Here is a 21,387-nt window from a genome sequence, read left to right on the forward strand (position 1 = left end):
ATCCACTAGACTGGCAAGCATAACAACAAAGACTCCCGAGGTAGCAGCCATGTATGCCGTGATAGGAGCGGGCCCGATGGGTCTCGCCGCAGCCCGCAATCTTCAGAAGCTCGACATCCCCTTTACCGGTTTCGACCTGCACAGCGATGTGGGCGGCCTGTGGGATATCGACAACCCGCACAGCACCATGTACGAAACCGCCCACCTGATCTCGTCCAAGCGCATGACCGAGTTCAAGGAATTCCCGATGGCGGACGACGTTGCTGCCTACCCGCATCACAGTTCGCTGAAAACCTACTTTCAGGACTTTGCCGGCCAGTTTGATCTGCGCCGCCACTATGAATTCAATACCCGTGTGCTCAGCGTCGAGCCGGCGGGCGAGCAGTGGACCATCACCACCGAACGCGACGGCCAGCAACAGACGCGCACCTTCGAGGGCGTGCTGATCGCCAACGGCACCCTGCACAAACCGAACATGCCCTCACTGCCCGGCACGTTCGACGGCGAGCTGATGCACTCATCGGACTATCGCACCCCCGACGTATTCAAGGGCAAGCGGGTGCTGATTGTCGGTTGCGGCAACTCCGGCGCGGACATCGCCGTGGATGCCGTACACCATGCCCAATCGGTAGATATCAGCCTGCGCCGCGGCTATTACTTCCTGCCCAAATTCGTCAAGGGCCGGCCAATCGATACCCTGGGCGGCAAGGTCAAACTGCCGCGCCCGCTCAAGCAACGTATCGACGGCGCGATGATCCGCATGATCATCGGCAAGCCCTCCGATTACGGCCTGCCGGATCCGGACTACCGGTTGTACGAGTCACATCCGGTGATCAACTCGCTGATCCTGCACCACCTCGGCCATGGGGATATCCAGGCACGGCGCGATATCAAGGCCATAGACGGCAAGCAGGTGACCTTTGTCGATGGCCAGAGCAGGGAATACGACCTGATCCTGATGTCCACCGGCTACCTGCTGGACTACCCGTTTATCGACCGCCAGCACCTGAACTGGCCGGCCAGCGCCGATGCGCCGCAGCTGTACATGAACGTGTTCCATCCCAAGTACGACAACCTGTTCATGATGGGCATGATCGAAGCGGCGGGGCTGGGCTGGGAAGGGCGCAATCAGCAGGCACGTCTGGTCGCCCTGTATATCCGCCGGCACCAGCAGCAAGCTGAAGCGGCCAAGGCGTTCGACACCATCAAGCGTGAGCGTGCAGGGGTGACGCTGGATGGCGGCTATGACTACATCAAGCTGGCGCGCATGGCCTATTACGTGAACAAAGATGAATACCTGCGCACGCTGGCCGAGCACATTACCGAGCTGCAAAGCGGGCTTGAGGTGGAGGAACCCCAACCGGTGCCCGCAGCATGAGCGGCGCGCTGCCGATGGAATTCGACCCGGCCAGTCTGATCCTGCTCAACGTCATCATGGCCTGCATGATGTTCGGCGTGTCCCTGAGCCTGCGCCTGGAAGACTTCAAGCGCATCGCCCTGGCGCCGATTGCACCGCTGGCGGGGCTGTTCGCCCAGTTTCTGCTGCTGCCACTGGCCACCTGCCTGTTTACCTGGGCCCTGCAGATCGATCCCGAGCTAGCGCTGGGCATGATCCTGGTCGCCTCCTGCCCGGGTGGCAGCTTCTCCAACATCATGACCTGGCTGGCCCGTGGCAACGTGGCGGTCTCCGTCAGCATGACGGCCGTCTCCAGTCTGGCCGCCACCGTGCTGACGCCGCTGAACTTCGCCTTCTATGGCTGGCTCAACCCGCATACGCGCGAGTACCTGACCCAGATCACCCTGGAGCCGGGCGGCATATTGCTGCTGGTATTGCTGGTGCTGGCGCTACCGCTGGTGCTGGGCATGGTCACCGGGCGCAAGTTGCCGGGGCTGGTGGAACGTAGCGAGAAACCACTGCGCATCATTTCGTTGCTGGTGTTCCTGGGCTTTGTGGCGATCGCGTTTTCCAACAACTTCGGTCTGTTTCTGGAGCGTTTCCACAGCTTTTTCTGGCTGGTGGTCGCCCACAATCTGCTGGCCTTGTCCCTGGGGTACGGCATGGGTATGTTGCTCAAACTGCCGGTGGCTGATCGCCGGGCCGTGACCATGGAGGTCGGCATCCAGAACTCGGGCCTGGGCCTGGTCATCCTCTTTACCTTCTTTCCCGAGGCGGGCGGCATGATGCTGATCACCGCATTCTGGGGCGTCTGGCATCTGGTGTCAGGCATCACTCTTTCACAGATCTGGGCACGCACCGCACATGACTAAACGCATATTGATCACCGGCGCGGCCGGCTATATCGGGCACCAGCTGGGCAATCGGCTGGCCGATTATTTCCATGTGGTCGGCACCGACCTGCGCGGCCGCGACGACCTGCGGTTTCCGCTGGAGATCGCAGACGTGCGCGATGCCGCCCTGGCCGACCTGCTGCAACGCGAGCAGATCACCCATGTGGTGCATCTGGCATCGATCCTCCAGGCCTCGCCGGATAGGGCGCGGGATTACGACATCGACGTCAACGGCACGCGCAACGTACTGGAATGTTGCATCAAGGCCGGCGTGCAGCATTTCACCGTCACCAGTTCCGGCGCGGCTTACGGCTACCATGCCGACAACCCGGCCTGGATCGACGAGCAGGACGCCCTGCGTGGCAATACCGAGTTCGCCTACTCCGATCACAAGCGGCTGATCGAGGAGATGCTGGCCGACTACCGCCAGCAGCATCCAAGCCTGCAACAACTGATCTTTCGCCCCGGTACGGTGCTGGGCACCGACACGCGCAACCAGATCACCAACCTGTTCATGGCCCCGCGCATTCTTGCGCTCAAGGGCAGTGACTCGCCCTTTGTATTCATCTGGGACCAGGATGTGATCGGCGCGATGGAAATGGGCATCCGCGAAGACAAGACCGGCATCTTCAATATGGCCGGCGACGGCGCATTGACCATGGGTGACATCGCCAGACGCCTGAATAAACCGCTGCTGACCCTGCCCGTGTGGCTGGTCAAGGCCGGCCTGCAGGTCGCAAAATGGCGCGGCAAACCGACCGGGCCGGAACAGGTGAACTTTCTGCGCTACCGCCCGGTGCTGAGCAATCGGCGTCTGAAGGAAGAGTTCGGCTATCCCTTGGCCAAAACCTCGGCCGAGACGTTCGAGTATTTTGTCGAAGCGAATGGGCTGAGACGCTGAAGCGCAACCGGACGCTGGAAACGAATAACTAACAGGGTTAACCCATGCACGTAACACTGATCACCGGCGCTGCCTCCGGCCTGGGCTGGGCCATGGCCCGCCACTGGTTCGCCGCCGGCCACAGCCTGGTCATGGCTGACATTGACGAAGCAGGACTGGCCGCCCGCGCCAAGGAGCTGGGCGAGCCCGAGCGGATATTGACCGTCACCATGGACATTACCCAGGCCGCCGACATCAGCTATCTGATCGACGAAGTAGGCCACCGTTTCGGTCGCCTGGATCTGCTGGTCAACAACGCCGGCATCACCCATCGCTCACCCGCACATCAGACCAACCCGGCGGTATTTCGCAAGGTCATGGCCGTGGACTGGCAAGGCCCGGTGGAACTGACCATGGCGGCACTGCCGCTGCTGCGCGAATCCGCCGGCAGCATCGTCTGCATCGGCTCCATGGCCGGCTGGATGCCCGTCCCCGGCCGCGCCGCCTATTGCGCCGCCAAGGGTGCACTGACCCAGTTCTTTGAAGTACTGCGCCTGGAGCTGGAAGCCGACGGCATCCATATTCTCATGGCCTACCCGAGCTTTCTCGACACCCCCATCGAAAACCACGCCCTGGGCCGCGATGGCAGCACCGCCAAGCACCCAAGATCCATGGTCGGCGGCATGCGCAGCGCCGAATGGATGGCCGAACTGATCGACAAAGGCCTGAAGGACGGCAAACGCTGGATACTCCCCGAACCCGTCTCACGATTCGGCAGCCTGCTCTGGCGCATCGCCCCGGCGTTGTACCTTCGCCAGGTACGCAAACGCTTCGCGGGTGAGTTACGCTAACGCATGTTCTGGGCTCGTCATCCTCGCGAAAGCGGGGATCCATCTCAGCCAACAGCGCATCGCCCCCTGGGATGATCTCGTCATCCTCGCGAAGGCGGGGATCCATTTCGACCTTCGGGTTATCCACACACTACCATCTTGGAACTAAGGCAACCCAATGCTGATTGACCCCTGGATCTGGCTGGGTGTGTTCATCCTGCTAGCCTATACCGTCGAAGCCATCACCGGCTTCGGCAGCCTGGTAATCGCTCTCTCTCTGGGCGCACTCGTCCTGCCTATACCGGCCATGATGCCCGTCGTCGTGCCCCTCAACGTCCTGATGACCGGCTACCTGGTCTGGCGCAACCGCCGGCATATCTACTGGCCCGTGCTGCTCAAGCTGATACTGCCACTGATGGTGCTTGGCACCGTGGCCGGATACCTGCTGCACCCCTGGCTCGGTGATGAACTGCTCAAACTGCTGTTTGGCGTGCTGGTGCTGTGGTTCGCCTGCCGCGAGCTCTGGCGCATGGCCCGCGGCGTCGTCATGACCCCGCACTCCCCCATGCTCAGCCGCGTACTGACCTTCGGCGCCGGCATCACCCACGGCCTGTTCGCCTCCGGCGGTCCCCTGCTGGTCTACGCCCTCGGCGGCATCCAGCTCGACAAAAGCCGCATGCGCGCCACCCTACTGGTGGTGTGGTTCACGCTGAACAGCTGCCTGAGCGTGCTGTTTCTGTTTGATGGCAGTTTGATACCCAGCTTGCCGAGGTTAGTGATGTATCTGCCGCTGCTGGTGGTGGGGGTTCTGCTGGGAGAGTTTCTGCATCATCGGCTGAATGAGCAGCGGTTTCGGCAGCTGGTGTATGGGTTGTTGGCGGTGACGGGGGCGTTGTTGATATTCAAGGCTGTTGGGTGACGGCTTGGGGTCGCTCGCTGGGCCGTTTGGCGTAGTCGCAAAAAAGGTGGTTGGCACCTCTGGTGAAAAGTAGCAGTATGGCTTTAGCTGCTGAATTGCAGTTCCCTTCTTGGTGGCATGGATGCCTGAATTATTTCTTGAGACATCCGGGTCCACTTGCCGTTGTTGGCTGGCGTGGGGTGCTTTGTGTTTGGCTATAACGCGCTTATACCGCATGCGGTTTAACGTGCAAGCGATTACACCGGAGACAGACAAGCATATGATTATATTAATAAAATACTGCTGCAACGGCCGAGTATTATGTGGCGTATTAACACCGCGTGCGATCTAATCACAGTTAGGTGTCAGTCATGAGCGTCCCCGAAATTCTGATGTCCACTCAACCCGTTATGTATGAGACGGGATATGAAGACTGGCCATACGCATACGCTGGCTCATGCTTTCCTGTGAAATGGAGAGATAAACTTTATATAGTTTCGGCTTTCCATTGTTTTGAAAACTTTGATGTAAAGCCAGAAAGTACGCTTTATCCAATTCCAGGTTCAAACACAGAGTTCTTTGGGTTTTGTAGGACGCTTCGAGCGAAGAACAATAAATCAGATGATTTAAAACATTTCGACCATGTAGCTCTGGAGGTCTGCAGCAAAACACACAGCATCGAGCAGATTAGCGCTGTCAACGCAGTTGATCTAAGTAATGAAAGCTCCGTACTATCGCTGGGCTCCAACAAAATTCGAGAAGTATGGCTAAGAGGATATTTACGAGATTGTCCAGATCATCAGATTGACTACGAAAAGGCAAAGATAACTCAGCAGGCATATGTAACAAATGGCCTTGTTTCAACGAGAGAAAGCCTTTCCGGTAATTGTTCAATATTAAAGGTTAAGATACCCACACCTGAAAAATATTCTCCCGACGGCATGAGTGGCAGTGCCGTATATTCTGAAGATATTTTCGGCAATATTTTGTTGTCAGGCATGGTTATCGAGTTCAACATCTATACAGAGGAGTATATCGTCATAGATTCAACATTAATTAGAGAGCTACTGTGTCAAGAAAACACCTAACAATCGGCTGCACGGCGACAATTTCTACGCTGCTTTGCAGCTCCGAAATTGCGCGTGAGCACAGGCGTTACATTTCAGGAGCACATCGTTGAGAATATTCTTATCTATCCTTGGTGCATTGCTTTTTCTAGCCAGTGCAAAATTTGGATACTGCCTGCTTGTAGAAGAAAAATTGAGTGGCGCTGAGTTCGTAAGCTTAACTATTGCGTTTGCAGTTATCGGGCTAATCCTATCCTTCGCATCGGAAGTTCAAGAGTTTTCGGTAGCTGGAAACATTGTAAAGCTTAAAGAAGTAAAGCGAGATGCTGAGAAATCTATCAGTGAATTGAAATCGGCAAGAACGGAAACGTTCAGGTTTCTTTTAAGTCTTGCTAAGCGACACCCTGGTGGTTTCTCTGATGGGGGCACTGTAGATGGTCGCGTCGACGATTTTTGGTCGCTACATGATCAAATAGTTGCTTTTAACTGCGAAGATGAATTGTCTAATAATCTACTTGAAGTAGTAGGTGTGCTTCTTAAAGGGCAGCTAAACAGCATCTCTCACAGCAGTGATGCTGTAAGAAGCAAGTACCATGGAACACAAGAAATCCCAGAGCCATCACAATTAACTATCGAGGCTTTGGATAATGACTCTGTTGAGTTAACAGCTAAAAGAGGTGTGGCTGGCGGCGACCAGGCTGCGATAAAGAAGATGCTTGTTGTCGGCCTTGAAGAGTATAAAAAGCTATATAAGCTTAGAGATAAATATCAAAATAAAAAGAAATTAATGAGGTCAGATGAACATTAATCGCGGTTTTCAGCCAGAAATCTTCGTCCGACTCCGATTTTCCATGAAGAGCTATTCACTGCCTTTGTGGAAACTAGAATAAATGGGGTCAGATGAACATTAATCGGAAATCTTCATCTGCCCTAATTTCCTCAACAGTTACAGCCTGTCACTCCGGCTGATTGTAAGGATTAACTCGGCGAATCCTTGGAGCGAGTCCGTGAAACCGCCATCATCATTCCTATGCCAAAAATGATCAGACAGGCGATGCCAATGTACAGAGTATCCACACCTGCGGTTACTAGCCCCCACGCAATGCCGCCGACGGTCAAAGCAAGGCCGATCATATAAATTAAAAACGACATGGGAATTCCTCAGGGGGATGGTGTTGCTGGCTCGAACTCACAGCATTGTAGGCTCGCGCGCAGAATAACTGCAAACACGGATTAGCGGCGTGGCAAGGCTGGTTTTTCGTGCAAATAAATAGGGGCCGGATGTACATTAATCGGACTCCGATTGCTGAGTTTGGTTGGCTACAGAATTACTAGCTGAGGCTTTAACACATGGATGAGACTGCTTTGGACAGCAACGCTGCTATAACCGTAAGAAGGATGGAACCGGGCGATCTGCCCCAGGCCGCTGAAGTGCACAGGCTGGCCTTTATTCGTCAGGCACGCTCGGTGGAATGGTTACGCAGCAACCTCAATGCCGAGCCGAAAAACTTATGCTACGCCGCCTTTTCCGGCGCCCATTGCGTCGGATACATCATCTGGTCGCAAAAGGCCGGATTCAGACCGGAGGCGGTGCTGGAGCTTGAGCAGATCGCGGTTAGCCCTGACCACCAGGGAAAGGGTATAGGCAAAGCACTCATTTCCCTGAGCCTGCCCGAGGTCGCCCGATCTCTGGAAGCGCAAGGCTCTACGCTAAAGCATATTTTGGTGACCACACGCGCTGACAATCATGCGCAGCAACTTTACCGGTCACTGCTTGGCGCCGAGGTCGAAGCTACCATCAGTGGGCTCTACTCAGCGGATGAGGTCATCATGGTAGCGCGGAACGTGAATAACCAAGTCAGATGAACATTTAAAGGCCAATAACCATGACAACAATCGCTGTAATAGCCGTGCTGATCGTCGCCCTGCTCCACGCCTACTTTCTGGTTCTTGAAATGTTTCTGTGGGACAAGCCTGCCGGCCTGAAAACCTTTGGCAACACGCCCGAACAGGCGTCTGTCACAAAGGTCATGGCGGCCAATCAGGGACTGTATAACGGCTTTATTGTTGCCGGGCTGGTGTGGGGGGTGATCCAGGGTGCGGAGGGCTTTGATTTCAAGGTGTTCTTTCTGCTGTGCGTGATTGTTGCCGGCCTGTTCGGCGCCGCCACTGCCAGCCGCAAGATTCTCTTCGTTCAGGCGGTTCCGGGCCTGGTCGCGCTCTTACTGGTACTGGCGACAGCATGAATACTCTGGTCAGATGAGCATCGATCCTTTTACAGTTAGTCAGTGATGATGCCTTATACACATCCATTAAAAGCAACGGAGCTGTGGTTCCATGGGACCACGCATCATTTCGACGCATGGGAGAATCCTCCTACTGCGACGCTTTCCCAGCAGGTTTTCCCACACTCATTTATCTCGCTTAGTAGCGACATTGAGTATGCGAAATTACATCAAGGTCTGCACGGAAATATCTGTGCAGCTATGTTGTCGTCTACCGCAAAAATCCTGGATCTGCGTATAGAATCAGCTGACTCGTTGCTGCTCTACCAGAAGATAAAATCGGATCACTTGGGTGCTCAGTATTATGGACTGGCTTTCTATAGCGAATGGCTTGCAGCTTGCCAGGCCGGAAGTATTTTAAGGTTTATATTTCGCAGCGAGCAGGATCATCCAGAACTGTTTGCGCAACAAGAAATAGCAAGGAAATCCCTAAATGAAAAAACGGTGTCAGCCGCCGTCATTTATATTCGTAATTTCACTCGGAGGTGGATTGAAACGTTAATTGGTCCTGCAAAAAAGATGGGCTACGATGCGGTAATTTGCAATGAGTTGGAAAGATCGCTGCATACAACCGCGAGTACACAGCTGTTTGTATTTAACCCTGAATGCTTGTCCGCGCCAAACTGGGAAGTCCCCGGCTATAAACTGGACTCAGTGCAGGGAATAAAGGGGGCAGATGAGCTTTAGTCTCCCTCCAAGCTCCACCGCTGACTTGCCTGCCTCCACGCGAATCACTTACAATTTCGGTGGGCTTTACGGGCGCCCACCTCGCGAAAGCAACTGCACCTGATTTCGCAAGCTCAATGCTTGCATACCCTCCCTGACCAACCGCGAGAAGGTCAATTGATGCTGGAGTTGGTATGCACGCTCATTGTGTTGAAGGTCCGGAACGACCTGTAAGTAATGCTTCCATAGCCCTTGTTCTGCGAGAGGCCAAGCGCCTGCATCGCAGTGCAAAATCCGATGCCCTTTCTTCTTCGCTGCCTGTACTTCGCCGCCTACTGTCGGCGGGTGTGCTGCGCGATACGACCCTGCCGAATGCGTTTCGCGCTCGCTCCACCTTGCAGCGTAAACACTTTTTGCGCCTGCTGGCACTGGAAGCGGGCTTCTCGAGCTGGGAAACGTACAGGCCTGCCTTGCAGAACACCCACCCGTCCGAGTTGGACGCATTCATCGTGCTTGAAAAGGGTTGGGCCTTTATCCACAACTGGTTTCCTTCGGAAGAACAGGCCCAGGCCGCCAAGTCGGATGGCCGGGTAGTGCGCATTGGTAACCAGGCGGTAGTCCTCACGCCGCAGCAAGTAGAACACCACTACCGGTTTGGAGGTTCTCATGAATGAATCCATTTTCACGTTCGCAAGCATTCTTGCGATGGTTGCGTGGTTAACCTTGGTAATCGCTCTGGTTGCTCCGGCCTCGGCAACCAGAGAGCGGTTGCTGCGCTTCGCCGGCCGGCAGGTTCCTGTCGTCCTGTGCGCGCTTTACGCTGGTGTTCTCTACGCCAATTGGGGAGCGGTACCGGACGGGGGTTTCTCGGATCTTACAAGTGTCGTTGCGCTGTTTTCACACCCGGGTAACGTGCTCGGAGGCTGGATTCATTTCCTGGCTTTTGATCTGCTGATTGGACGCGGAGTGATCGACCACGGCTTGGCACAGGGTTATCCCCGCGCCGTCCTTTTCCTGGTGCTGCCGTTCATCTTCCTCTATGGCCCTGTGGGACTGCTTGCTTACTTCATTCTCGCGATAATTACGCAGGGTATGAGAGCACGAAAGCAAGTCTGACCATACCTGGAAGCACCAGGGTATGGTCAAATGCAGGCTTGAGATTTGGGGACGGTACGGTGACCTGGTGATGTCTGCGAAGATGAGCTCTCGTCTGAAAGTCAGCGCCTGCGGCCCCGGGTCAAACACAGGCATATTGGATCGGCGGTCACTCTTGCATGGAATTTTCTATAGAACTGATCGCGTTGCTGTTTGCTGTGGCCGTCATCGCCGGGACGATTGATACCCTGGCAGGGGGAGGCGGGCTCATCACCATTCCGGCGTTGATGCTCTCGGGCATGCCGCCCATCAATGCGCTAGGTACCAACAAGCTGCAAGGCTGCGCGGGAACGGGTACTGCTACCCTGTTGCTGCTGAAGAAATCCAGAATCAAGTTGCGCCATATACGGCCGCTGATACTCGCCGCCTTCCTGGGGTCGGTGGCGGGTACTGTGGCTGTTCACTTCGTGGACCAACAGTACCTGACCCTCGCGATCCCCGTTGTGCTGACGTTCATCGCCGGTTACTTCATCCTGTATAAACCCAGCCGTGCCATCCATCTGGGCAAGAAGATCAGCAGTAAGAAATTCAAGTATGTGGTGATTCCGGGCATTGGCTTTTACGACGGCATGTTCGGCCCCGGCACTGGCTCGTTCTTCACCCTGGGCAGCGTGCTGTGCAGAAGAGCGAAACTGGTGGCTGCGACGGCTGTGGCCAAGCCCCTGAATTTCGCGACCAACCTGTCGTCACTGATAGTTTTTGCCGCCTATGGCAACGTGGTCTGGCATGTTGGTCTGGTGATGATGCTGGGGCAGTTTATCGGCGCCTGGGTGGGCATCCACTTTCTCTACCGGATCAACCCCAACAAGCTGCGGCTACTGGTGGTGTTCGTCTGCATCGTGATGCTGGCCAGGTATCTATATTCCAGCGGCTGGATCGCTTGGTAGGCGCTGCGGCCTTGCTGACTACCAAAACCGCCCCGTAACATGCCCTGGCATTTACCGGACCGCTCCAGGCGGCGTAGGAACAGGATGACCCGATGAATACCCAAAACCGAACACTAGCCCACCTGCCATACATGCTGCTAACAGTATTGTTTGCACTGCTGGCCAGCGGCTGTGAGATGCCATCCGACAACAGTGCCGAAGCTCGGACGGAGTTGGCTAGGCGGGGCATCAGCCTTGATATTGACGGGTTGAAAGCGTCGACTAAAGCGCGCAGTTCTGACGGCGCCTTTCTGTTTGCCGAGATCAGTTTTTTCGACAACATCACTGATGCGGACCTGAAGCAGATCTTGATCCACGCTACCAAGTCCTACAATTTTGGTCTTATTCGCGAGCTTCAACGCCTCGACAGCACCGTGCAGTTCGACGCAACAGATTTGCAGGAAAGCCTTGATACATCAGTGCAGCGCGGCGCCGCTGGGCTGACCGCCGCGCTGCTGAGGCATGGTGCCCGGCCCGGCCCCGAGACTTTGTTTCGGGCCGCCTACGCGGATGATTACCAGCAGGCGGAAAGCCTGCTGCAGTACGAGACCAGCTTTACCGGCGAGCCCAACAATGAGGCCGTGAGAATGGCTGCCCGGCTGGGCAACCTGCAGACCCTCAAGGCTTTTGTCGACAGCAGCAAGGCTCCAAATGAGCAGATCTATCAGGCGCTTCTTTTCGGGGCCCTGACCGAGAAAGCTGATGTGGTCCGCTATCTGGTGGAGTGGGGCGTTCCGGTGGATCACCCCGACAGCGACGGCTGCACCGCCCTGCATTACCTGGCGCAGGACGGTCTGGTCGAGGATGTGCGCTATCTGGTCGAGCAGGGAGCGGCCGTAAACAATACCTGCCGCGGCAAGGAAACCCCACTGAAGTGGGCCCACTACGGCAAGAACCAACCGGTAATTGATTACCTGCTGAGCGTCGGCGGTACGCAACCGTGAGCACTTTGTCGTGCGTCACGTACCCAGCATTCCTACCAACTGATTCAAACCGGAGCAACCCATGCCAACCGACCCGTTGAAAACACTCTCCGACCTGGTCAGCGAAGCCCATGCCCAGATCCAGGCGGCGCACGAGCACATCAATCCGGTGGTGGAAGTGCGCCAGGGGATGCGCAATTCCGGCATACCTGCCGATGTGATCACACTCGACTGTCTGCGTACTCAGCGGCGCATAACGCTGATCCTGCATGACCAGCAACCAGACGTGATGCTCTACCAGTTCGTGACGCGGGAAGAAGAAGTCGGGGGTGAGTTCAAGCAGATAGCCCTGTCGACCTTGAGCAGTGCAACCCTGTTCGACTGGATGCAGGATTACTTCGGCTCGGCAACGACCAACTGACGAACCGGTATAACCGGCGCCAACTCAGCTGACGCGATGATATTGAGTCGCGGGTGAACCTGCCGTCGATAACGCGTTGGTCTGATGTATGGGCAGCACCACCCCGTTTTCCAGATCCTCTATCGCCTCAATGGCAATCATGGGCGTTGCACAGACCGCCGCGCCAAATACCGTGGCAAAGGACACATCTGCCGCATCCCTGCCGGTACCAAGCCGTAGCAGCCCCATGGTTGGCGATACGCCACTGGGGTCAAACAGATACCAGCGGCCACTGAGAAACACCTCAACATAGGCATGAAAGTCCCCGAGGGCAGGATCAGCACCGTAGTTGATACCCGAGACAAAGCGTGCCGGCATGTTCAGGGCGCGGCATGTGGAAATCATCAAGTGCGCAAAGTCGCGACACACGCCCACATGGTCGGTCAGGGTATCCACAGCCGAGGTACTGCTGCCGGAGCTGCCCGAGGTATAGCGGGTTCTCTCGTACACCCAGTCACGAATGGCGAGCACCCGGCTATAGCCTGGCTGCATGTTACCGAACTCGTGGTTGGCCAGGGCCTGAAAGCGGTCTGACTCACAATACCTGCTGGGGTAGATGTAGCAGAACAGATCCATCGGCAGATCGGCGACCGCCATCTCCTGCAGGCCACCGGGCCAGGACACTGTGTGATGAATGTCCAGCACGCCCTCATAACGAATCACCAGATCTCCGCTGTAAGCACGCACTTTCATCCACCGCGTACCGTCATCCTGGCGAATGGACACCTGATAAGGCACGGATTGATTGATGCTTACAGACTCGCTGACAACATACTGATTGGCGGTGATGGCCGGATGGATGTTGAACAGGAAATCGCAGCTCGAATCCAACACGGTATAGGTCAGCTCAATGGAAAACTTTAACCGCACCATGGCTGTAACTCCTCTAGTAAAGCGGGGGAAGCAGGCAGGGGTCTAGCGCGTTTAGACGAAGGGTTAAAACGGCTGTGAGCTCTTGGATCCTGAATTGCAACTTTACGTCGCATACCGGGATTATGGAACCGTTCAATGTGTATTAAGGTATCAAAAACGGGCGATTGAGCCCCTAAATCAGGCCATCAAGGCAAAAGCGCCTGCACTGGGCGGGGCTTTCTATCGAGCACCAATACTGATGGTCCCAGGTGCCACCAGTACATTCGCCCCCGGCGGACAACCACAGGCAACATAGTCTCCCGCTCTAGCGGCGGGGCCCGCTGGCAGAAAAGCGGTTCTGGGGCCTACGGCAACAATAGCGCCGATGCCCTTTTTACAGGCCGGGCAGGTAGCCTTGTGCCCGACCGAGCTGGCAACCAGACCATCAAACAGAATACCCCCGTTGCCCTCGATAACTGCACCTCCGGTGGAGGTTTTCGAACCGATCCCTATGCTCTGCATTCTGTGCAACGCTCCCTGTCTGGTTGTTTGCTTCCGCGCCTGGATAAAGCGCAGAGTGGCCAATCATACTGGCCGTACGGACCCGGGCAATCGAAGCTGGCGGAACTGGTACCTCGGTCACACTTTGAGGTGAAAGCTGCTGTGCGTGGTGTGCATCAGCCGACACGCGGTAGCGGGTACTTCGACCTCCACCCGGTAAACGTTCCAGGCACCTTTAAACCCCGCCCGCCGACTGAAACCGTTCGGTCAGTTGGCGCATTGACAGGGAGTCCTGACGCAGGGATTCGCTGACTTCCCTGGAATGATTCACGCTCCCCATCAGGAGCATTGAGCTTTCTCGCAGCATGGCTGAGCGCTGTTTGATCAGCGTGAGTTCTTCGCGCTGCAACGAGACCGAACGGGAGACCTGATGACTGCTGGTTTCCATTTCCACAAACTGGTCCGCCAGCCGTGTCAGGTGAGTTCTCAGCTGATCCAGATTCGTGCGGTTGTCGGTGCCTGCCGCGCTCATTTCACCCAGCAGTGCATTTACCCCGCTCACCCCATCGACCAGGTCCATGACCCACTGGCGAATATCGCGGGTGGAGTCGGCGGTGCGTCTGGAGAGGGTTCTTACCTCGTCGGCAACCACTGCAAAACCGCGCCCATGCTCACCGGCGCGTGCGGCTTCAATCGCTGCATTCAGCGCCAGCAGGTTGGTTTGGTCGGCTATTGCGGCAATTACGCCGATCACCTGTTCGATCTTGCTGGTGGATTCACCCAGCGCCTGAACGGAGCTGGATACGCGAACGATCACATTGATGGCATTGTTCGCGGCCGCTTCGCTGCTTTGCAGGCCCTGCTGGACCTGCGCATTGGCCAGTACGGCTTCGCGTATGGTGCCTGCCGATAGCTCGGTGGCCGACTCGATCTCTGAGGCCTGCCCAGCGATGGCGCTCATTGAGTGATTCACCTGTTCAATCTGCTCACGGGTCGTCTCGGATGCGGCCTGCACCGCCTCCGCCTCGATATCCAGGGTCGCAGACCGCTGGTTCAGGCCGGCGGCTGAATGCCGAATGTCGCCGATGAATTGATCGAAACGCCCGACCAGGCCATTCAACGCCCGCGCCACCCCCGCCACCTCGTCCTGCCCGGTGACCACGGGTGGGCGGCTGAGATCGGACGTGGCATCCATTTGCTTGATATCACTTTCGATATTCTGCAGCCGCACGATCACCGTTTGCCGGAGCCAGAGGGTCATCAGAATGATCGAGATCAGAAAGACCCCTGAGCCGATGAGCAGAAACGTCTGCTGATTATCAAGGTAGGTGAGTAACTGCGACGAATCCTGCTGGATGGTATTTCGGCTTGCGCGCTTTCTCTCTTCAATAGCAGCAAGCATCGGCCCCAGTGCCGGAAACAGATCAAAATCCACTACCTGGCCAACCCGGTAATAGCTTTTCTCGGCAATGCCGGGCTCAAGCTTGGCGAGCAGGTCCAGCACTCTCTGGAACTCGCCACTGTGAGTCTCGGCCCATGCGCTCAATTGCGGGCTCTGCTCGATCACCTGCCAGTGATCTGGCAGCGCCACCGCCAATGCCTCGAAGGTGGGCGTGATTTCATCCCAGAGCAGCAATTGCGCTTTTATCTTGTAGGCCAGGTCCTGCAGCTGCCGATGATCCTGCTCCAGATCCTCAAGCAACCAGGACTCCTGCAGGCCGGTGGTGATCAGGCGATTGGAAGCGGTTTCCGTCTCTTTGATGATCAGCAGCGACAATACGGCCAAGGCCGCCAGAGCACTGACGGACAAAAATGAAAAGCACAGGATGCGGGTACGAACGGTGGAAAGCATGATCACCTCACAGCAGGATCGGCCCCCGGAGGCTATGCTCATGATGTGACAATGCCATTACAATCCTGTCTAAAACAGGGCTTTCAGCCGCAACCCGGCGCCGCTCACCCGGCCAGGTAATTGCCAGCGTACCCGTCAGCCGCCACACTAGCGGCATGAAAAAAACCTCCCTGCTGTTCCTGTCGGTACTGGCCCTGTCATTGACTGCCCCTCTGGGTGCGGGCGCAGTTGCTGCCGAGACTCTGAGGGTATTCGCCGCTGCCAGTCTCGGCGGGGTGCTGGAACCGATCGCCAAGCAGTGGACCGGCACCACCCAGCAACCAGTATCCCTATCCTTCGCCGGTAGTTCGGTACTGGCACGGCAGATTCAACAGGGCGCCCCGGCAGATATATTTATCTCGGCGAACAGCCTGTGGATGGATGCGCTCGAGACCTCGGGTGATGTGCAGCGCGATAGCCGACAGCCATTGCTGACCAACTCTTTGGTGTTGATTGCCCACTCCCCCGATACCCCGCCAGTTGCCATCGAACCGGGTTTCGATCTGCGCGCATTGCTCGGCGACGGCATGCTGGCCATGGCCCTGACCGAAGCAGTGCCGGCGGGTATCTATGGTAAACAGGCTTTAACAAGGCTTGGCATCTGGAACGGGATTACCGACCGTGTGGCGCAGACCGATAACGTGCGCGCGGCGCTGGCACTGGTGGCGCGGGGCGAGGCAAGACTGGGCATCGTGTACGCCAGCGATGCACAGACAGAACCGCAGGTATCGGTGGTGGGCCATTTTCCCGCTGACAGTCATGACCCAATCATCTATCCCATGGCCCAGACCAGCCAGAGCCAACACCCCCAGGCCCGAGCCTTTCTGGATTACCTTTCCAGCGAATCCGCCAGGGTGATATTTCGCCAGGCCGGGTTCGGGATGGTTGATTGATGGTCGCTGACTGGCTTGGACCGGCCGAATGGCAAGCGGTTGCGCTGTCGCTGAAGGTCTCCTTCTGGGCCACGCTGGTAAGTCTGCCTGTCGGGCTGCTGACCGCCTACGCACTGGCCCGCTGGCGTTTCCCGGGGCGGCAGTTATTGAATGCCCTGGTGCATTTACCGCTCATTTTGCCGCCGGTCGTGACTGGCTACGTGCTCCTGCTTGGGTTCGGCCGCCAGGGACCCATCGGCCAGTGGCTGTACGAGAGTTTTGGCATCACCCTGGCATTCAACTGGACGGGCGCGGCCCTGGCTGCGGCAATCATGGCCTTTCCGCTGATGGTACGGGCCATGCGCCTGGCGATTGAGGCGGTGGACCCCAAACTGGAGCAGGCCGCCAGTACATTGGGCGCAGGGCATGCCTGGATCTTTCTGACCATCACCCTGCCGCTGAGTCTTCCGGGTGTGATTGCCGGCACCATTCTGGCGTTTGCCAAGGCGATAGGTGAATTTGGTGCAACCATCACCTTTGTTTCGAATATCCCCGGTCGTACGCAGACCATCCCCTCGGCCATTCATGCGTTTCTGCAGGTACCCGGTGGCGAGCCTATGGCAGCGCGGCTCGCGATAGTGTCGGTGATCATCGCGATGGCGGCCTTGCTGGTGTCGGAAGTATTGGCCCGACGTGTGGCACGGAGGATCGGCGGACAATGACTCTCGATGTATCTATTGAGCATCAGCTGGGCGACTTTGCGCTGGATGTGCATTTTCAGGTGCCCGCGGGGCTGACCGTGCTGTTCGGAGAATCTGGGGCGGGCAAGAGCAGCGTCGTCAACGCCGTAGCCGGCTTGCTGCGTCCCGACCGGGGGCAGATCAAGCTGGGTGAGCGGACCCTGCTCGACACAAGCGCGGGCGTGAATCTGCCCGTACGCAAACGCCGGATCGGCTACGTTTTTCAGGACGACCGATTGTTTCCCCACCTGAGTGTGAGACAGAACATTCTCTACGGCCGACGCTTTACTCACCGCGATGCGCCGCCTGCTGACCAGCAGCAGATTATTGCCATGCTGGGTATAGAGTCACTGCTGGATAGGCGCCCGGCTGGTTTGTCCGGCGGAGAAAAACAGCGGGTGGCTATTGCCCGAGCCCTGCTCTGCAGCCCGGAGCTGATACTCGCTGACGAGCCCCTGGCGGCTCTGGATGAGGCACGCAAGGCTGAAATACTGCCCTACTTTGAACGCCTGCGGGATGATCTGCAGATTCCGGTTCTGTATGTCAGCCATTCCCTGTCCGAGGTCGCGCGGCTGGCGACTACCGTGGTCACGTTGAGCTGCGGCCGAGTCACGGCTGTAGGGCCGGCGGCCCAGGTGCTCAGTGATCCACAGCTGGCTTTGGGCCTGCGCGAGGCTGGGGCGATGTTGACCGGGAAACTGGTTGCACATCATGCCGATGGCCTCAGCGAACTGGCCACCGCCGGGGGTTCTCTGTTTGTGCCGCGCAATGCCGCTCCCATCGGCACCCGCGTACGCGTGCGGGTCGAGGCGCAGGACGTGATTCTGTCCCGTGCGCGGCCTACCGGACTATCGGCAATGAATATCCTGTGCGGGACCATCCGTTCGATTACCAGCCGCGACGGTGGTGACGCGATAGTGGTGATCGGCATGGGCGAGGGTGAAGGCCAGGACAATCTGTTGGCCCGCGTGACCTGTCGCTCGGTAAAGGCGCTCGGGCTGCACGTGGGCGACGAGTGCCATGCCATCATGAAGTCGGTCGCCCTGGCGCCCGGCGATATCAGCTAAGCCCCGGCAATCGGCTTCAACTCTCCAGGTCGGCGCTGGCTGGGCGCTTCTGGCTGCCCAGTGTATTGAACGCGATATGCGTGCTGGGAAACACTTCACCCACCTGCTCGTTAATCCAGTCCGTTTCACCCAGGTGGTCCATCACCGGCCCTTTGACCTCGGCCAGATGGAGGTGGATATCTCTGTCGGCCAGACCCTCGGTGAGTTCGCTGAGCATGTCCAGTCCGGTACTGTCGATATGATTCACCGCAGAGAGAATAAGCAGCACTTCACGGGTATCAGGATAATCTCGCAGGGCCCGATAAAGAGCCTGTTCGATAGCCTTGGTGTTGGCGAAGAAGATGTTTTCGTCGATACGCAGGGCCAGCAGTTGGGGTTCGATTTCCACCAGATGCCGCTTGGTATTACGAAAATCCTGAGTGCCCGGTACCCGACCGACCACCGCAATATGCGGTCGACTACCCCGCCACAACTGCGCGGCAATCGACAGACAGATACCCAGCGCGATGCCGCCCTCAATCCCCAGCAGCAGCACCCCGGCAGCCGTACTGAACAAGGTCAGACCCTCGGCACGGTCATAACGCCAGGCCCGTCGCAGGCTGGCTACATCAATCAACGGGATGACGGCCACGAGGATCACAACCGCCAGAATAACCAGGGGCAGGTGGGCAAACAGGGGCGCGACGGTCAGCAGAATCAGGCCGATAATGCTCATGGCAATGACCCCCGCCAGGGGCGTGTTCGAACCCGCCTCAATATTCACGACAGAGCGCGAAAAGCCACCCGCTACCGCAAAGCCACCGGTCAGACCGGCACCCAGGTTGGCGGCGCCGAGCGCCAGCAACTCCCGATCAGCATCAATGCTCTGACGCTTGCGCCGGGCCAGGGACTGGGCAATCGCCACACTCTCGACAAAGGTGACCAGGCTGATTAGCGCCGCCGGTAACAGCAGTGCTCGTATATCCGACCACTCTGGCGTTGCCCAGAAAAAGCCAGGGAGTCCGGCCGGTAAAAAGCCCACCACCGGCACGCCCTGTGCGGCCAGATCGCCGCCGATGGTAGCCAGCAGCGCTGCAATCACCAGTACGATGGGGGCCAGGCGAGCGAGCAGGGTAGCGGCGACCGATGGCAATCCAAGACTGCGCAGATGACCCGCCAGCACACTGCGGGCATAGATCAGCCAGACCAGCGAAACCAGACCGATCCCCAGAACCAGAGAGTTTGCCAGCGTCCAGCTATCAAGCAGTTGCTGTGGGCTGGCGGGTAGCGCGCGCACACCCAGCAAATGTGGCAGCTGACTGATTGCAATCAGAATCGCCGCACCACTGATGAACCCGCTGATAACCGGATGGCTGAGGAAGTTGGCCAGAAAGCCCATGCGCAACAGACCCACCGCGAACAGCATCACACCCGACAGCAAAGCCAGCCATATCGCCATTTGCAAATAGGCACCGCTACCAGCGGCCGCCAGGGGCGCCAGCAGGGTCGCGGTCATCAGTCCGGTGACTGCCACGGGGCCAACCGAGAGGCTCATGCTGCTACCAAACAGGGCGTACGCCAGAAGCGGCAACAAGCTGGCGTACAGACCGATCTGCACGGGCAGGCCGGCCAGCATCGCGTAGGCCATGCTCTGGGGAATGATCATCACGCTGACCACCAGGCCGGCGGTCAGGTCACCACCGAGCCAGGCCAGCCGATAGGACCGTAACCAGCCGAGCAGACCCGGATCGCCCGGCGGCTGGAGCCTCGGGTTGTTGCTCATGCCGTCACGCGACGGTCATACGCCTGGAACAACAGCATGCCGGCCAGCATGGCTATAGCGAACAGCCACGCCTGGGGCATGCCGGCGCCCACTGCTACAAGGGCCGGACCCGGACAGAAACCCGCCACCCCCCATCCTGCGCCGAACAGCAAACTGCCGGCGATCAGCCGCTTGTCAATTTGCCCCTTACCCGGCAGTGTCACCGGCTCACCCCCCAGAGTGCGGCCGGAACGCTGAACCCACTGCATCGGCAGGAAAGCGGCACCAATTGCGCCAACCATGACCAGTGCCAGGGAGGGATCCCATTGACCGAACAGGTCGAGGAATCCCAGCACCTTCGCCGGATTGGCCATACCTGAGATAACCAGCCCCATACCGAATACCAGGCCAGCCAGTAACGCGGTCAGAATGCGCATATTCAGCCCCCCCACAGGTGTCGGAGTACAAAGACGGTCACAAAGCCGCTGCCCATGAAGCTCAGCGTGGCGACCAGAGAGCGTGGCGACAATCGCGCCAGACCACACACGCCGTGCCCACTGGTGCAGCCCGAGCCCAGCCGCGACCCGAAACCCACCAGCAACCCGGCAACCACCAGGGCGAGCGGTCCTGCCTCGATCTGAATCTGCGGACGATACATGACGACCCAGTAGAGAAGGGGTGCAATGATCAAACCCGCCACAAAGGCTGCACGCTCGCCACTGCCGGGCAGAAGCGGACCAAGCAAACCGCCCACCAACCCACTGATGCCTGCGATTCTGCCATTGAGCAGTATCAACAGGCTCGCAGACAGGCCGATCAGTCCGCCACCAAGCAACGCGCTCCAGGGGGTAAAATGTACCCAGTCAATGCTCATTCGGGCTCCTCGCTACAGAACAGTTGATACAGCGTGCTGATGACCGCCAATGCCTCGGGGCTGGCAATACGATAGTAGACCAGCTTGCCCTCGCGCCGCGTCGCGACCATGTTTTCCCGGCGCAATACCCCCAGCTGCTGGGACAGGGTGGGCTGCAAAATGCCCAGGCTCGCTTCCAGTTCACCCACATTGCGCTCGCCCCCGACCAATTGGCAGAGGAGCATCAGGCGGTCACGATTACTCAGTGCCTTGAGCAAAGCCTGGGCCTTGTCGGCGGCACCATGCAGGCGATGCAGGTCGATTGCGTCGGTTGTGTGTTGCATTGAATGGTCCATCACAGGATGATCCGATAACAATATATATAAAAATATAATATATCAACCGCAATAATTGGGTGGCGTTCTGGAATGGGGCACAGCAAAGGCACTACAAAAATTTTTCCAGCTTAAGCGAATCTTAAGTTTCGCCCG

At 57.6% G+C, this 21,387-nt stretch carries 26 protein-coding genes; 18 read left to right on the forward strand and 8 right to left on the reverse strand.

Features of this window, described 5'->3' with window-relative positions; genetic code table 11:
* Positions 1–49: 49 nt before the first annotated feature.
* The 7 genes from AAC076_RS04505 (at position 50) to AAC076_RS04535 (ending at position 6,772) form a co-directional block, all read left to right on the forward strand.
* Complete coding sequence (locus AAC076_RS04505; RefSeq protein WP_339843206.1) at positions 50–1,378, forward strand: NAD(P)-binding domain-containing protein; 1,329 nt, start codon at positions 50–52, stop codon at positions 1,376–1,378.
* Entirely contained in the window at positions 1,375–2,268 is an 894-nt protein-coding gene (locus AAC076_RS04510; RefSeq protein ID WP_339843207.1) for a bile acid:sodium symporter family protein, read from the forward strand. Before AAC076_RS04505 ends, AAC076_RS04510 begins: the two co-directional genes overlap by 4 nt.
* Positions 2,261–3,190 carry an SDR family oxidoreductase gene (locus AAC076_RS04515; RefSeq protein WP_339843208.1) on the forward strand — a complete coding sequence of 310 codons (930 nt, stop codon included), beginning with the start codon at positions 2,261–2,263 and terminating at the stop codon, positions 3,188–3,190. Before AAC076_RS04510 ends, AAC076_RS04515 begins: the two co-directional genes overlap by 8 nt.
* A 44-nt stretch (positions 3,191–3,234) precedes the next feature.
* The gene (locus tag AAC076_RS04520; RefSeq protein ID WP_339843209.1) at positions 3,235–4,020 is read left to right on the forward strand and encodes an SDR family oxidoreductase; all 786 of its coding nucleotides are present in this window, start codon (positions 3,235–3,237) and stop codon (positions 4,018–4,020) included.
* 157 nt (positions 4,021–4,177) lie between these two features.
* A complete protein-coding gene (locus AAC076_RS04525; protein ID WP_339843210.1) occupies positions 4,178–4,918 on the forward strand; it encodes a sulfite exporter TauE/SafE family protein in 741 nt (246 codons plus the stop codon).
* A gap of 350 nt (positions 4,919–5,268) precedes the next feature.
* On the forward strand, positions 5,269–5,985 hold the full coding sequence (locus AAC076_RS04530; protein ID WP_339843211.1) for a hypothetical protein: 717 nt from the start codon (positions 5,269–5,271) through the stop codon (positions 5,983–5,985).
* 88 nt (positions 5,986–6,073) lie between these two features.
* The gene (locus AAC076_RS04535) at positions 6,074–6,772 is read left to right on the forward strand and encodes a hypothetical protein (protein ID WP_339843212.1); all 699 of its coding nucleotides are present in this window, start codon (positions 6,074–6,076) and stop codon (positions 6,770–6,772) included.
* Positions 6,773–6,942: 170 nt separating this feature from the next.
* Here the strand turns inward: AAC076_RS04535 and AAC076_RS04540 are convergent, their stop codons facing one another.
* Entirely contained in the window at positions 6,943–7,116 is a 174-nt protein-coding gene (locus AAC076_RS04540) for a hypothetical protein (RefSeq protein WP_339843213.1), read from the reverse strand.
* Positions 7,117–7,314: 198 nt separating this feature from the next.
* On the opposite strand from AAC076_RS04540, the gene AAC076_RS04545 reads away from it, so the two are divergent.
* The 8 genes from AAC076_RS04545 to AAC076_RS04580 all read left to right on the forward strand — a co-directional run bounded on the left by AAC076_RS04545 (position 7,315) and on the right by AAC076_RS04580 (position 12,340).
* Positions 7,315–7,830: an N-acetyltransferase gene (locus AAC076_RS04545; protein WP_339843214.1), complete on the forward strand. Its 516-nt coding sequence runs from the start codon at positions 7,315–7,317 to the stop codon at positions 7,828–7,830.
* Positions 7,831–7,850: 20 nt separating this feature from the next.
* Entirely contained in the window at positions 7,851–8,210 is a 360-nt protein-coding gene (locus AAC076_RS04550) for a DUF1304 domain-containing protein (RefSeq protein ID WP_339843215.1), read from the forward strand.
* 45 nt (positions 8,211–8,255) lie between these two features.
* Complete coding sequence (locus tag AAC076_RS04555) at positions 8,256–8,936, forward strand: hypothetical protein (protein ID WP_339843216.1); 681 nt, start codon at positions 8,256–8,258, stop codon at positions 8,934–8,936.
* 173 nt (positions 8,937–9,109) lie between these two features.
* Positions 9,110–9,589 (forward strand): hypothetical protein, encoded by a 480-nt coding sequence (locus tag AAC076_RS04560; RefSeq protein WP_339843217.1) that lies wholly within the window; start codon positions 9,110–9,112, stop codon positions 9,587–9,589.
* Positions 9,582–10,031, forward strand: a complete 450-nt coding sequence (locus AAC076_RS04565; RefSeq protein WP_339843218.1) for an ABA4-like family protein — start codon at positions 9,582–9,584, stop codon at positions 10,029–10,031. The genes AAC076_RS04560 and AAC076_RS04565 overlap by 8 nt, the downstream gene beginning before the upstream one ends.
* Before the next feature lie 158 nt (positions 10,032–10,189).
* Entirely contained in the window at positions 10,190–10,957 is a 768-nt protein-coding gene (locus AAC076_RS04570; protein WP_339843219.1) for a TSUP family transporter, read from the forward strand.
* A gap of 92 nt (positions 10,958–11,049) precedes the next feature.
* Positions 11,050–11,940, forward strand: coding sequence for an ankyrin repeat domain-containing protein (locus tag AAC076_RS04575; RefSeq protein WP_339843220.1), 891 nt, complete (start codon positions 11,050–11,052; stop codon positions 11,938–11,940).
* A gap of 61 nt (positions 11,941–12,001) precedes the next feature.
* Positions 12,002–12,340: a hypothetical protein gene (locus AAC076_RS04580; RefSeq protein WP_339843221.1), complete on the forward strand. Its 339-nt coding sequence runs from the start codon at positions 12,002–12,004 to the stop codon at positions 12,338–12,340.
* Positions 12,341–12,364: 24 nt separating this feature from the next.
* Here AAC076_RS04580 and AAC076_RS04585 read toward each other — a convergent pair whose 3' ends face one another.
* The 3 genes from AAC076_RS04585 to AAC076_RS04595 all read right to left on the reverse strand — a co-directional run bounded on the left by AAC076_RS04585 (position 12,365) and on the right by AAC076_RS04595 (position 15,584).
* Positions 12,365–13,252, reverse strand: coding sequence for a transglutaminase family protein (locus tag AAC076_RS04585; protein ID WP_339843223.1), 888 nt, complete (start codon positions 13,250–13,252; stop codon positions 12,365–12,367).
* A gap of 219 nt (positions 13,253–13,471) precedes the next feature.
* A complete protein-coding gene (locus tag AAC076_RS04590) occupies positions 13,472–13,753 on the reverse strand; it encodes a PAAR domain-containing protein (RefSeq protein WP_339843224.1) in 282 nt (93 codons plus the stop codon).
* Between the two features lie 214 nt (positions 13,754–13,967).
* Positions 13,968–15,584, reverse strand: coding sequence for a methyl-accepting chemotaxis protein (locus tag AAC076_RS04595; protein WP_339843225.1), 1,617 nt, complete (start codon positions 15,582–15,584; stop codon positions 13,968–13,970).
* A 155-nt stretch (positions 15,585–15,739) separates the two neighbouring features.
* Here AAC076_RS04595 and modA point away from each other — a divergent pair, with 155 nt between their 5' ends.
* Genes modA through modC form a run of 3 tightly spaced genes read left to right on the forward strand, consistent with a single transcriptional unit; the run spans position 15,740 to position 18,302 of the window.
* Positions 15,740–16,516: a molybdate ABC transporter substrate-binding protein gene (gene modA, locus AAC076_RS04600; protein ID WP_339843226.1), complete on the forward strand. Its 777-nt coding sequence runs from the start codon at positions 15,740–15,742 to the stop codon at positions 16,514–16,516.
* The gene (gene modB / locus AAC076_RS04605) at positions 16,516–17,217 is read left to right on the forward strand and encodes a molybdate ABC transporter permease subunit (protein ID WP_339843227.1); all 702 of its coding nucleotides are present in this window, start codon (positions 16,516–16,518) and stop codon (positions 17,215–17,217) included. Before modA ends, modB begins: the two co-directional genes overlap by 1 nt.
* On the forward strand, positions 17,214–18,302 hold the full coding sequence (modC, locus tag AAC076_RS04610; protein ID WP_339843228.1) for a molybdenum ABC transporter ATP-binding protein: 1,089 nt from the start codon (positions 17,214–17,216) through the stop codon (positions 18,300–18,302). Before modB ends, modC begins: the two co-directional genes overlap by 4 nt.
* 16 nt (positions 18,303–18,318) lie before the next feature.
* Here modC and sulP read toward each other — a convergent pair whose 3' ends face one another.
* Genes sulP through AAC076_RS04630 form a run of 4 tightly spaced genes read right to left on the reverse strand, consistent with a single transcriptional unit; the run spans position 18,319 to position 21,240 of the window.
* On the reverse strand, positions 18,319–20,064 hold the full coding sequence (gene sulP, locus AAC076_RS04615) for a sulfate permease (protein WP_339843229.1): 1,746 nt from the start codon (positions 20,062–20,064) through the stop codon (positions 18,319–18,321).
* Positions 20,061–20,480 carry a DUF6691 family protein gene (locus AAC076_RS04620; RefSeq protein ID WP_339843230.1) on the reverse strand — a complete coding sequence of 140 codons (420 nt, stop codon included), beginning with the start codon at positions 20,478–20,480 and terminating at the stop codon, positions 20,061–20,063. The genes sulP and AAC076_RS04620 overlap by 4 nt, the downstream gene beginning before the upstream one ends.
* A gap of 2 nt (positions 20,481–20,482) precedes the next feature.
* Positions 20,483–20,917 (reverse strand): YeeE/YedE thiosulfate transporter family protein, encoded by a 435-nt coding sequence (locus tag AAC076_RS04625; protein WP_339843231.1) that lies wholly within the window; start codon positions 20,915–20,917, stop codon positions 20,483–20,485.
* Entirely contained in the window at positions 20,914–21,240 is a 327-nt protein-coding gene (locus tag AAC076_RS04630) for a metalloregulator ArsR/SmtB family transcription factor (protein WP_339843232.1), read from the reverse strand. Before AAC076_RS04630 ends, AAC076_RS04625 begins: the two co-directional genes overlap by 4 nt.
* Between the last annotated feature and the right edge of the window lie 147 nt (positions 21,241–21,387).

Source organism: uncultured Halopseudomonas sp. (genome assembly GCF_963977355.1).
GTDB lineage: Bacteria > Pseudomonadota > Gammaproteobacteria > Pseudomonadales > Pseudomonadaceae > Halopseudomonas.